The sequence below is a fragment of the Trichocoleus desertorum ATA4-8-CV12 genome (assembly GCA_019358975.1).
GTDB classification, from domain to species: domain Bacteria; phylum Cyanobacteriota; class Cyanobacteriia; order FACHB-46; family FACHB-46; genus Trichocoleus; species Trichocoleus desertorum_A.
In genome coordinates this window covers 1-12761 of the sequence record JAHHIL010000015.1, presented here as the reverse complement: position 1 = coordinate 12761, position 12761 = coordinate 1, and the positions used below count along the sequence as shown (strand labels likewise).

The window sequence follows — 12761 nt, the reverse complement described above, 5'->3', positions numbered from 1 at the left end:
TTCTAGGGGTGAAGAGAGACTTACAATCCTGGCTTCTGGGTTTTTTGAAGATAGGCAAATCCAGCTCCAATAGATTCAGCTAAGATACTAATGAGCCGATAGAGAGCGACCACACTCAAGATTATCCCTGGAGAAAATTGCCGATTTAGCAAAGCGATCGCCGTGGCTTCAAACACGCCAATCCCTCCCGGTGCCCCTGGTACGACTAACCCTAACAGCCAAGCTAAAGCAAAGGCACTGAAAAGTGGAGGAATTTGGCTGCTAGTCAGGGGACTGATGGCGAAAAAGGTAAAGAGGAAACCCAGCCCTCGAATCCCCACAAAAACTATCTCTCCTAATAACGGTCGCAGCGGGTAACGAGTAATGGTGAGACTAGAGGAAGTAGCTGCTGAATTGGTGGCTTTACCTTTTAAGCGGCTAAGTAATTGAATTCCTAAATTGAGAATTCTAGGGTGAACACTTGCCAGCACCACCCCTAGGCTGACGATTTGCCAACCCCAATTAGGGGTGCGATTTCCTGCTAAAGCAATGAGTAGAGCTGCCGCCGCCATTAAGAGAGGCTCTAGTAAGACGCTTAAAGTTGCTGCACCCAGAGAAATGCCTGCCGCAGTTGCCGCTTGCATGCGTCCATAAAAATGCCAGATATTGCCGGGAAGGTACTTGGCAATATTGGTTCGTAGATAAACCGCGATCGCCCAGAGGTCATTGACTGGCTGATTCAGTTCGCGCAAAATCCAACCCCAAACCCAGCCTGACCAAACATGGGCTATTAAGGTCACACTGAGTGCGATCGCCAAATATAGCCAACCTGTGGCTTCTATGCGAATGGCGACCACATCTGCCCAATGATCCTTTAGGGCTTTGGCTAGAAAAATCAGGGTACCACCTAGGACAACCCAACGCAGGTAAGGCTTGAGGCGGGCACCAATTTGCTTCATGGTGTGTGATTTTGGTGAGAGGGAGCGATCGCTCTTTATCTAGGCGATTTAGATCTAGGCGATTTAGATCTAGGCGATTTAGGCGTAGTCAGCCATATCTTAATCGCTGCCACCCTACCGAGTCACCTTCATCCTTCTTGTAAAGTTCTTATTCTTGGAGTTCTTACATAACCAATTCTTCAGCGATCGAGGGATGTAGACCTACGGTTTGACTGAGTTGGGATTTCGTGACCCCCATCCGCATGGCGATCGCTAGGCATTGAATGATTTCGGTCGCATGTTCACTGACTAAGTGTGCTCCCACCACTCGCTGGGATTGACCTTCAATCACTAGTTTCAGCAGTCCTGGTTCAGGACGAGGGATTAATTTCTGCGATAGGGGTCGGATCTCGGTTCGGTAGCACTGCACCGCTTCACCGAATCGTGCTCGTGCCTGAGCTTCACTCAACCCTACCGTTGCCGCCTCTGGCTGAAAACCCACTGAAACCGGAATTAAGTTGTAATCGACTGCGTGAGGTTGTGGCCCAAATTCAGTATCTGCCATCGCTCGTCCAGAGGCGATCGCCACGGGTGTGAGGCTAGTTCTAGGCGTGCAATCTCCGATCGCAAAGATATTGGGTTGGGTCGTGCGACTGTAGGCGTCTACTGCGATCGTGCCTTGAGGTGTGAGCTGAATTCCCGCTGCTTCCAGGTTCAAGCCTTGAATTTTGGGGTGGCGTTGAGTTGCGACAACTACAGCATCAACGGTTAGGGTTTCATTGCGATCGGAGAGGGTCAGATCTAAACCTGTGGAACTGTGCTCTACTTTTAATAGCTGACTTTGACAGCGAAAGCTGACCCCGCGCTGAGCCAAACCTGTCTGCACTGCTGTAGCCAAATCGTGATCGCAGTCTGCCAAGATTGAATCTTGGGCAACGACTTGGACTACCTGTGAACCCAAGCTATTCAAGCTACTAGCTGACTTCACCGCAATATAAGTATCCCCGATGATGGCGAGCCGTTGAGGTAGCTCTGGTAAGTTAAACAACTCACGGGAAGTGATCAAATGTTCTGCACCTGGAATGGGTAGTTGCTCCCACTTGGCTCCCACCGCAATCAAAATTCTGGCTGCCGTAATCGACTGCTCCCCCACCTGTAAGGTATGAGCATCCGTAAAAACGGCCTGACCGGGAATGATCGCTACTTTTCCAGAGTCGAGATGCTGCTGATGTACTTGATGGAGCTTTTCAATTTGCTGGTCTTTGGCCTGCACAAACTTTGGCCAATCAAATTGGCTGGGTGGGACACTCCAGCCATATCCCACTGTATCCAAAAAAACATCGGCAAAGCTAGCAGCGTAGTTCAGCAGCTTTTCCGGGACACAGCCATGATTGACGCAGGTTCCCCCCACTGTGGCTGATTCCGCGATCGCCACCCGCGCTCCGTACGTAGTTGCTCGCTCAGCCGCCGCCAAACCACCAGAACCCGCCCCAATGACGAATAGATCGTAGTCAAAGGTCATGATCCAGAATTACTCCGATCTGTTTGTCTGTTTGCACAACACTTCTAGCTGTGACCTAGTGACCACAGCATAAAAACCTTCTGCGGCTGAGTCTTCACCCCAGCGAATCAGGTCTTGAATGTGTCAATCAATACGCTGAGTTGCGATCGCCCCTTAATTGCTCTCTCTAGAGTTAGAGAAAATAGCTGAGATCGGATGCTGAGAATGTGACCTCGGCTAGAGGATGCGATCGGACCCTCTGCGTAAGCTGAACAAGTATCAGTGAAAAAGTTTTCAGCCTAACTCCTACTCCCTAGCGATTATCCTACTGCGCCAGCCTGTAGGAACTTTAGGCTGGCATTTCGCCGACCAGGGCCACTTTTAACGAAGCATTGGCCCTTATGCACTGAGCTAATAAGGAGTCTTCTGTGAAGAATTTAATTGCTTTTCTCGAAAAAGTGCGAATACGTCAAATTTTAACTGTCTTTTTAGCAGGCGTGCTACTGGTAATCAGTACTGCTTGTAACAACGGAGATGTGAATGGCGCTCGTCCTAACAATCCTCCTGTGCAAATGGGTGGTAACAACAATCCACACAAGAGTGGTGGGGATGGTTACACCAACTACAAGGCATCTACTGATGCCAAGGCAGTCCGAGGCAATCGGGCGGATCTGCAACTCGTTGCTCCTCAGTTGATCGCTGCTAACAGCATCGGTGATGTTCAAAGTAATCCATCAGACATGCTTTACCCTAGTGCCAACGCTAGTGGTACGAACAATCCGGCGATCGGAACTAGAGCTCAGAAAGAACTGCAAGCCCAAGTGAAACAGTTTCCCAAAGAGCGCCAGCCTGTGATCGATCGCAGTGATCCGGGCGAAAAGATCCTCGAAAGAGTTGGTGAGCAGTTCAAAGACGCTTCTGCTTTCGTGAAAGAAACGGGTGATTCTGCATTAGAAAAACCAGAGTTGGCACCTAACCCCGCAGAGCGACGCTAACAGTTCTCATTCTGAGGCTCCAACTTCAACAACTAGGGCAGTCAAAATATAGCAGTGAGATAGCAGTGAAAAACTGATTGGGAAAAACAGAATTTTTCCTTAAAAAGAGACAATGCTTTCCCACTCAAAACACACTCAAAGTGGGTTAAGAAGCAACTTTGACCGCCAATAAAAAATAGCTGAGTTGCGAGTTGGAGTTCTCAAAATTTAATACCCACTCAAGAAAATACAACGGAGTACTTCTATGAAAAGATTGATTTCTGCACTTAAAAAGGTTCGTTTGAGCCAAATTTTAGCCGTATTTTTGGCAGGCGTTCTAATGATTTCTACTGCTGCCTGCTCAGGTGGTGCTCAAGCGAGAGAGAGCAGTGGTGGCCAAGGTAGAGACAGTAACAGTGCTGCTCAAGGTATCCCTGGACATCGCCAGCAAAACTACCAAGGTGGCATGAACGGCTACAGTGATACAGATACTCGCTACAACAAGAGTGTGCAATCTAGAAGTACGTCTCAGGCCAAAGGTTTGGTAGATAATGCTGAGCGCAATGTGATTGACCAAACTGATGACGTAGGCACCAATAGCAAGCGAATTCTCGATAAAAAAGGCGAGAACCTAGAACAGCTAGGTGACAACCTCAAGCGAGACAGCAAATCTTTTGACAGAAAGGCTGATCGGGCGACCGATAAGCTGCAAAACCAAGCAGCTAATATTCGTGATGATGCCAAGAGTGCCAGCAGAAGTGCTCGCCAAGCTACTGAAAACATGAAAGACAGTACCCAAGGTGCAAGTCGGGATCTAACAGGTAACGCCAAGCAAGCGGTAGACAAGACTTCTAGCTATGTCCAAGACAAAACTAGTGAAGCTGCTCATAGCACTCAGCGGGCTCTAGATAAGGCTAGCTAGTAATAAGGCTAGTTAAGGGTGGTGCAAAACGCGATCGCGCTTAATTCACCTTAGCTGCTTTTCTTCATTCAATTTAGGTGTAAGGTCGGTCAGGTGAGGTATGGGTTGTACCACCTGATGCGGCCTTCTTTTGTTGGAGATACCAAGCTTGCAGCGCGACTCGGTGAACTTCCCGCCAGGGGAGATTTTGCTGTTGAGCAATCTGGGCGCAGTCTTCGTATTCAGGCTGGACATTGGCGATCGCTCCTTCCTTCCTTGGCCCTGCCCATGCAACTTTAATCCTTACTGGGCCGTAATCGGTTTGGATTTGCTGAATTTCGCGAGCCAAAATCCGGCGTTGTTGAGTCGAGCGGCGAATGCCTAAGGTGCTCGTTTCCCGAAACATTACCGCTTCACAAGCCGCTACTTGCTCTGGATGGCAGATTACGCTTAATAGCACTCCGGGCCGCGATTTCTTCATTGCGATCGCCTGAGTAAACACATCCAAGGCACCCGCTGCTAATAAAGCATTAAAGACATAACCGATCGCCTGGGGGTTCAAGTCATCAATTTGAGTTTCTAGTACTTCAACGGTTTCTAGGGGCAGTGTTGACCTCTCCCCCAACCCCTCTCCCGCAGGAGAGGGGTGCCGTAGGCGGGGTGAGGGTTGGCTTTTGCTGAATGCAGGTGTTTGGTCAGCTTCTCCTTCTCCTAACCAGAGCCGCAGCATATTTGGGATAGAGAGCTCACGCGAACCAGCGCCTAAGCCCACTTTTTGAAGTGTCATGGTGGGAGGTGGGCCGAATCGAGTGGCTAGAGTGACGGCGATCGCGGCTCCAGTGGGAGTAACCAGTTCGCGATCGATGCCGTTGCTGTAAATCGGCACTTGGCGCATTTCCCACAGCTTCAGTACGGCGGGAGTAGGTACAGGTAGCCGACCATGAGCCGCCCGAATGATGCCCCCACCCGTAGGCATCGGTGAGCAGTAAAGCTGGTCAATACCAAGCCAATCTAAGCCCAGACAAGTGCCAACAATATCGACAATGGCATCGGTGGCACCGACTTCATGGAAATGTACTTGCTCTGGAGCAATGCCATGAACTGCCCCTTCCGCTGCCGCCAAAGCGCGAAACACCGCTAAACTCCAAGCTTCTGCTCTCGTTGGCAACTGAGCGGCTTTAATCAGGTGTTCAATTTCTGGTAAGTGGCGAGCCTGTCTGTGGGAAGTTTCTGCTTGCGGCTCGCTACCGTTGAGTTGATGGGTTTCTGGGTGGTGATGGGAAGGGTCCGAATGAGAATGACCCGCATGATTATGATTGTCAGCGTGGTGATGCGTGGCAGCTTGAGCAGATTCTGTAGCAGAATGGGAATGAAGGAACGTCATGTACGGTTGATCCACTGGTTCAGGTACAAACTCTGAATTGTAGTTGGGCCTCAAATCGACGTGAACTTTGGTGGCTTGCTGCCCATTTCGTTGCACTGACTCCACCCGCAACCGAAATTCATCGGAGATGCCTAAACGGTTGAGTTGCTCGACCAAATACTCCAAGGGCACGCCTGCGTGGATCAGCGCTCCTAAGCACATGTCTCCCGCAATTCCGGTCGGGCATTCTAGGTAAGCTAGCTTACTCATACACCACCAATTCCAGTTCCACTACTTTAATCAACCCCAATCAGCAAGATTATTAAAACCCAGTCTCCATCTAGCAGCAAGCTGTGAGGACTGTAGGGTTCGAGAGAGATAAATCTATAGAGAAGTTATAGAGAAGAGTTTATGGCCACAATCTACAACGTCCATCCGGATACACCTCAAGCAAGGCGAATAGAAGAAATTAGGGAGGCGTTACAACGAGGGGCAGTGGTGCTTTACCCCACCGATACAGTTTATGCAATTGGCTGTGATTTGAACGCGAAATCGGCAGTGGAACGGGTGAGGCGCATCAAACAATTATCCAACGATAAGCCTTTGACCTTTTTGTGCTCTTCTCTCTCTAATATTGCTGACTATGCGTATGTCAGTGATCCGGCGTACCGGATGATGCGGCGATTCATTCCTGGGCCTTATACCTTCTTGCTGCCAGCGACCAAATTGGTGCCCCGACTAGTTATGAGCCCGAAGCGCAAGACAACGGGGATTCGAGTGCCCGATCATCCGATTTGTTCTGCGATGCTCAAGGCGTTAGGCAATCCCATTATTTCGACCTCTGCTCACTTGATCGATGAGGAAACAGACGGTCAGGCGAAAAGCAAGACTAACCCAGGGATTTCGCGGTTTGAGCTATTTGATCAACTCGACAAGTTGGTTGATGTCATTGTCGATGATGGGTCGGAACCAGGGTACCAGGTTTCCAGCATTTTAGATTTGACATCAGAGGAACCAATCTTAGTGCGTAAAGGTCTGGGATGGGAAGCGGTAACTGCTTGGGCAGCGGAAGTGAGTTAGAGTTTTCCCTCAGCTTCGGCAAACCAGTTAACGAATTGTCCACTGGATGTAGTAGATGACACTCTTCATCATCCAAGGCGATCGCCACAGCTCAAAATCCCTCTGTTGCTGATGGAATCAGGGCTCGCACGCATGGACTAGACGACCGCTGCTATATCAGGGTGCAAGACAGCAAGCAGTTACTTGAAAGAGTGACACATTCATCTATCTACGACTCACTGTGACTTCTTAAAGTCAAGGTGTAGACAACGTTGAGACGCGATCGGGACACAAGCTACCTAGAAGCTATCCCCAGTTGCTCTCAAAGGTTGGGCTACATTTCGCTGCTGTGCATCACCAGGGTCAAATACCATGAACGCCGAATCTACAAACTCCTTCAGCCCCTTCAGCCAACCTGCATCTAGAACTTATTACGCTTCAGAAAAATTCACTAACTCTCATTTCCATGCCGATTCTAACGGCTTCCAAGCTGAGTCTGATGCTTTGGGTGGTATGGATACTCAAAGCTTGTCTCACCTGCTGCTGAAAGAACTGCGACCAGAAATTAAGACGGCTAGCGCGACTGCTCAAGCGGTAGTGGATCGGATTGTGCGTGAGGCAGAACGCATTTGCCAAAAGAGCGATCGCATCCAAACTTCGGGTCGGGTGCAGTCTTGGCAGGTGGCTCTAGCTCAACATCGTCTGCGTAAGTGCCTTTCTTACTACCGCTTAGGCTCTCGGCAGGGTCGGGTAGAGCTGCACGGGACGCTGAGCGCGATGGTGTATCGCCATGTGGCTGCGGCTAGAACTCAGTTAGGCTTTCAAGCCCGCTACAACTTGATTGAAGATTTTCTCCAACAGTTTTACATTGAATCGCTCAAAGCGTTTCGCCGGGAAAACGAGTTGCCAGCAGACTATACTCCCCGGACACAGCTAGAACTAGCCGAGTATATGGCGTTCAGTGAGCAGTATGCCAAGCGACGGATCACGCTTCCGGGTCGGCGCAATCAACAACTGGTTGTGCTGCGGGCGCAAGGCTTTGCTAAGCGCCAACCCCCCGAAACGGCCCTCGACATTGAGATGGCAGTGGAGTCGGCGAAGAGCGAAGAAGCTGAAGCCCATAGTCGTTCAGCTGCGATGCATCAGGTGCGCGAGCAAATGGTGGCAGATACCGTAGACCCCTCAGAAGCGGTGTTACGCGATCGCGTCATTGCTGAGTTGGTCGAGTACTTGGATGCTCAAGGTCAATCAGATTGTGTGGATTATTTAGTCCTGAAGTTGCAAGATATGTCCGTGCCCGAAATTGATGAGGTGCTAGGGCTTTCTCCGCGTCAACGCGATTACCTGCAACAGCGCTTTAAGTATCATCTAGAGAAGTTCTCCCGTTCTAATAACTGGCAATTGGTACACCAGTGGTTAGGCGCTGATCTGGATGCTAACTTGGGCTTGTCTTCGCAACAGTGGGAAGCATTTATGGCACAACTCTCGGCTGAGCAGCGGCAGCTTCTGCAATTCAAGCGTGAGCAAGCTAATGATCAAGCGATCGCCCAAGCGCTCAAGTGCACCCTCAAACAAGTTCAGAAGCGCTGGTACCAAATGCTAGAACTTGCTTGGCAGATGCGGAATCGCAATGAGAGTCAAGCTTAAGCTGCGATCGCCAAATTTAAATAGCCCAGGTCGAGGCTGCAAAGATATGACTCCAGTCCTAATAATTTCTTGGATGAGTTCCGCAACTCATCACTACCAATGCCACCCTCTATGGCAACTCACCCTGAAGTAGGAGGCACGTGTACCTGTGCCTTTCTACTTAAACTAAATTTTTATTGCTAACTGCAACAGTTTTAATGAACCACCGCTGGTTTTCGTTAGAACTGGACATAGAAAAATAATTAAGCATCAGTAATACAGATATCCCGATCGCGCTAAAACAGGTCTGATTGTTACTAAACTGATGGTAGTTTAACCCCGTTGCGATTTTACCTTTCTGCGGCTGTATGCTCGACTGTGCTCAAGCGATGCCTCAACCCGATTTGCCTCAGCCTTCTCCCCTGCGTTTGCTAATTATGGAGGATGAGAGTGCAGATCTACAGCTGATCGTCCTGACTCTGAAATCGGCAGGAATTATTTTTACTTACGAGGCCGCCGACACTCTTGAGGCTTGTCAGCATCTGCTCGCTACTCAACCCTTTGATGCCCTGCTCTCCGACTACCGCATGCCTGGTTTCACGGCCTATCAGGTGCTGCCAATATGGCAACAAGCTCAGCCAGAAATCCCGTTTATTTTGGTCACAGGCAGCTTGGGCGAAGAATCGGCGGTGGGCTGTATCAAGTCAGGCATGACGGATTATGTGCTGAAGGAGCGCTTGTTTCGCTTGCCGACTGTCTTGACGCGATCGCTGCAAGAACTTGCCCTCCGGCGACAGCAGCAAGCTGCAATGGCCCAGATCCAGCAGCAAGCTCAGCGCGAAGCCATGATTAATCGGATTGGGCAAGCCATGCGAGGCACGCTGGTCTTGTCAGAAGTGCTGCAAACGACGGCAGATCAATTGCACACAGCCCTCCAGGCCGATCGTTGTTTAATCGTGCAACCTGACTCTAATGGTGTCATGACGGCGCAATATGTCAGCACTGCGACGGTCCATAGAGAAGAGATTTTAGGTTATACCTGTCCGATTTCTTGGTCTTATCGGGAGTCTTTTTTGCAGGGACAACTGCTGCAAGCCAATTCCCTAGCTCAAATTGCGCTGCCTGAGGCTTGTGCTTTAGCAGAACAATTTGGAATTCGATCGCTGTTGATGATGCCGCTGATTTATCAACAGGAATGTTTAGGGGCAATTGCTCTACACCAGTGCGATCGCGAACGTTCCTGGACCCCCAATGAAGTGGCTTTGGTACAAGCAATTGCTGACCAATGCGCGATCGCTCTCTACAATGCCCAGAGCTATGAGCGCCTAGAACAATTGGTGCAAGTACGTACTCAGGAGCTAGAGGCAGAAAAACTGATTTCGGAGGCAGCTAACCGTGCTAAAAGCGAGTTTCTTGCCACCATGAGTCATGAACTCCGCACACCTTTAACCGGAATTTTGGGGTTCTCCAATCTTTTAATCAAAGAAATTTTTGGTCCTTTGAATGAGAGGCAACAACAGTACATTACGGGGATCGCCTCTTGTGGTGAGCACCTGTTGGAACTGATTAACGATTTGCTAGATTTGTCAAAAATTGAAGCTGGAAAAGAAGAATTAGTCTTAGAAACATTGGTGGTTGAAGATGTTTGCCAAGCTTGTCTGTCTCTAATTCGAGAACGAGCCTACAATCGGCAGTTGCAGTTGATCTTAGCGATCGCTCCAGATGTAAGTACCTGTGTGGCCGACCACCGCCGCCTGAAGCAAATTTTATTTAATCTGCTTGCCAATGCCGTCAAGTTTACCGAAGCAGGCTCTATTACCTTGCAAGTGACGAAGGAACTAACAGCAACGGAGGCGGGCGATCGCGTGATGCTCCAGTTTTCCGTGATTGATACAGGAATTGGTATTTCAGCCGCAGATCAAGCTCTCCTCTTTCAACCCTTTCGACAATTAGATGCAGGGTTGAACCGTAAATACGAAGGCACAGGTCTGGGTCTCGCCTTATCTAGAAAGTTGGCGCAATTACATGAAGGGGACATTACGCTACAGTCTGAATTGGGCCAAGGTAGTTGTTTTACCCTCCACTTACCAGAAGAACTGCCTCAGCCGTTTGCTTCAGAGGCAGGGGTGATGTCAGGTGATAGAGATTAGGAGGGATACACCCTGATTCATGTTTGGACAACAGGTTAAGCGCTTCCCGCTTTTTCAGCCAATGGTGCTTCAAACTTGTAGCCTACACCCCGCACCGTCTGAATCAGATTAGGTTGGCTGGTGTCCACTTCAATCTTTTTGCGAATTTGACCAATATGGACATCCACAACCCGTTGGTCTCCTACATATTCATAGTCCCAAACTTCTTGGATCAGTTCTGCCCGCCGCCAAACTCGACCCGGATGACTGGCTAAAAAATGTAGCAAGTCAAATTCCAAAGCAGTCAGAGGCACAATATCGCTATTGAGCGTGACTTCGCGCCGTACAGGGTCAATCATGAGTTTGTCAAACACGAGACACTGCTGTTCTGCTGGAGTGCGCTCCCGAATTCGCCGCAAAAGTGCCTCGACTCGGACTCCTAGCTCACCCAAACTGAAGGGTTTAGTGATGTAGTCGTCGGCTCCTTGAGAAAAGCCTCTAATTTTATCCGCTTCATCCGTACGACTTGTTAGCATTAAAACAAACACATTCGTTCGGCCCTGCATCTCCTGGCAAAGGTTGTAGCCATTTGCATCAGGCAGATTGACATCTAGGATGACTAAGTCTGGGTCAAACTGTTCAAAGAGAGTGAGGGCAGTCTTACCATCTTCTGCCGATTCCATTTGGTAGTTTTGTTTTGCCAAGAAGCGGTGAATTAAATTACGAACCGCAGGATCATCATCAACAACCAGAATTTTGTTGGCTGGGGCCATTGCCATAACTTTGCACTAAAACTGTAGATCTACAGAGAACAAATTACCGGAGCAATTAGGATAGGAATTAAGGAACTACTCAAGACATGGGACTGACATCAACTCACAGTAGATCATGCAACTAGCATTCTTAGACAATTATCTAAAGGGAATGGCTGGCTGCCAATCATTTGAGCTAAATCAGCAGTCATGAGGACACCTCAAATTAACTGATCTTTTTGCCTTCTGGGGTTCATGTTTTAATTTGTGACATTTTTGGGGGATGTTTTTGCTACTTGTTTAAGTCTACGAGTGACTCTGTCTCTATTAATAAAGTTAAACTGACGATTTGTCAGTGCTATCCGGGGGGACTCTAGCCAGAGAATAGGGATTGGCGGTTACACTTGTTTCTAGGGAGTTCCTACGGGGGCAATCGGGGCTTGCACTGTCTGCTCGCTAATTTTATTTTTCCTATTGCCAATCATAATTGAGTATAGTGGGGGTCTCGGAGGTTTGAGATGAGTGATCACAATTCCTACGAAACGCTTGGGTTGAATGAGAGCGCTTCGTTTGATGAAATCCAAGATGCTCGTAATCGCTTGGTAGAAGAACATGCCAGCGATCGCAAGCAAGTAGAAATGATTGAGGCGGCCTACGATGCGATTTTGATGGATCGCTTACGGATGCGCCAAGAAGGTCGGATCAAAGTGCCCGATCGGATTCGGTTTCCTGAGAAAATTGTGCCCGCTCCACCTGCGGCAACGCCTGCACCTGCATCTAAAGCTCCAGCTTGGTTGCGGAATATTCTGGTTTTAGATACTCCCAGCCGCTCGGATGTGCTGTGGCCTGCTACCTTATTTTTGGGTTTGGGTGGGTTGAGTCTGTATAGCCCTGGATTAGCAATAGCACTGGGCGTTGGCGTGAGTTTGTACTTCCTCAACCGCAAGGAGCATAAGTTTTTCCGGGTTTTCCTCCTGGCACTGGTTGGCTCTACTTTAGGCATTGTTCTAGGCTTGCAACTTTTCCCCTTCTTACAAGCTCAACTAATCCCGCTCAACATTGATGGCAATGCTTTTGCGTCTTGGATTACTTTGGTGCTACTGTGGCTGATCAGCAGCTTTTTGCGCTAAGCAATGCTCATGTGTCCCGTTTGCTGCCAAAACTGATCCAGAATCACTTCTACGGCTTCACTTAGATTGTTGACAATTAAGTTAGGCTGGTATCGCTCTAGCTGGGCGCGATCGCGAATGCCACTGAGGACAGCCATCACCTTAACTCCATAGGTTTGAGCCGCCACAATATCTGCCTCGGTATCGCCAACCATCCAGGTCTCGATGGCTGGGGGCAGTTCTTGGAGGGCTTGGGCCATGAGTAGCGGCTTTTCTTTGACATCGCTGGATGAACTACTCCGCGCTACTTCGTTGAGCCCGGAGTTTCTGTCGCTTCGCTTGGGCTAGTTGCTTCATGCTTCCGCAGGAAGTAGAGCTAGACCCATCGACGACTAAAGAGGTTCGTTCCAAACCCCTTGCCCAAATTTCG

Annotated in this window: 11 protein-coding genes; 6 read left to right on the top strand and 5 right to left on the bottom strand. The window is 49.2% G+C overall.

The features are described from left to right. Positions 1–20: 20 nt before the first annotated feature. A complete protein-coding gene (locus KME12_13035; GenBank protein ID MBW4488706.1) occupies positions 21–938 on the bottom strand; it encodes a flippase-like domain-containing protein in 918 nt (305 codons plus the stop codon). 163 nt (positions 939–1101) lie between these two features. Then, positions 1102–2439, bottom strand: coding sequence for a glutathione-disulfide reductase (gorA, locus tag KME12_13030; protein ID MBW4488705.1), 1338 nt, complete (start codon positions 2437–2439; stop codon positions 1102–1104). 407 nt (positions 2440–2846) lie between these two features. Between gorA and KME12_13025 the strand changes: the two genes are divergently transcribed. Continuing rightward, the gene (locus KME12_13025) at positions 2847–3413 is read left to right on the top strand and encodes a hypothetical protein (protein MBW4488704.1); all 567 of its coding nucleotides are present in this window, start codon (positions 2847–2849) and stop codon (positions 3411–3413) included. 244 nt (positions 3414–3657) lie between these two features. Continuing rightward, positions 3658–4314 carry a hypothetical protein gene (locus tag KME12_13020; GenBank protein MBW4488703.1) on the top strand — a complete coding sequence of 219 codons (657 nt, stop codon included), beginning with the start codon at positions 3658–3660 and terminating at the stop codon, positions 4312–4314. Between the two features lie 73 nt (positions 4315–4387). Here KME12_13020 and larC read toward each other — a convergent pair whose 3' ends face one another. After that, positions 4388–5926 carry a nickel pincer cofactor biosynthesis protein LarC gene (larC, locus tag KME12_13015; protein ID MBW4488702.1) on the bottom strand — a complete coding sequence of 513 codons (1539 nt, stop codon included), beginning with the start codon at positions 5924–5926 and terminating at the stop codon, positions 4388–4390. Positions 5927–6067: 141 nt separating this feature from the next. On the opposite strand from larC, the gene KME12_13010 reads away from it, so the two are divergent. The 3 genes from KME12_13010 to KME12_13000 all read left to right on the top strand — a co-directional run bounded on the left by KME12_13010 (position 6068) and on the right by KME12_13000 (position 10491). Further along, positions 6068–6736, top strand: a complete 669-nt coding sequence (locus KME12_13010; protein MBW4488701.1) for a threonylcarbamoyl-AMP synthase — start codon at positions 6068–6070, stop codon at positions 6734–6736. Between the two features lie 351 nt (positions 6737–7087). After that, the gene (locus KME12_13005; protein ID MBW4488700.1) at positions 7088–8362 is read left to right on the top strand and encodes a HetZ-related protein; all 1275 of its coding nucleotides are present in this window, start codon (positions 7088–7090) and stop codon (positions 8360–8362) included. A 347-nt stretch (positions 8363–8709) separates the two neighbouring features. Beyond that, on the top strand, positions 8710–10491 hold the full coding sequence (locus tag KME12_13000; protein MBW4488699.1) for a GAF domain-containing protein: 1782 nt from the start codon (positions 8710–8712) through the stop codon (positions 10489–10491). A 35-nt stretch (positions 10492–10526) separates the two neighbouring features. On the opposite strand, the gene KME12_12995 is transcribed toward KME12_13000, so the two are convergent. Next, entirely contained in the window at positions 10527–11243 is a 717-nt protein-coding gene (locus KME12_12995; protein ID MBW4488698.1) for a response regulator transcription factor, read from the bottom strand. Positions 11244–11740: 497 nt separating this feature from the next. Here KME12_12995 and KME12_12990 point away from each other — a divergent pair, with 497 nt between their 5' ends. Further along, the gene (locus KME12_12990; GenBank protein MBW4488697.1) at positions 11741–12352 is read left to right on the top strand and encodes a CPP1-like family protein; all 612 of its coding nucleotides are present in this window, start codon (positions 11741–11743) and stop codon (positions 12350–12352) included. Here KME12_12990 and KME12_12985 read toward each other — a convergent pair. Then, positions 12349–12591, bottom strand: a complete 243-nt coding sequence (locus KME12_12985; GenBank protein MBW4488696.1) for an HAD hydrolase-like protein — start codon at positions 12589–12591, stop codon at positions 12349–12351. The genes KME12_12990 and KME12_12985 overlap by 4 nt on opposite strands. Between the last annotated feature and the right edge of the window lie 170 nt (positions 12592–12761).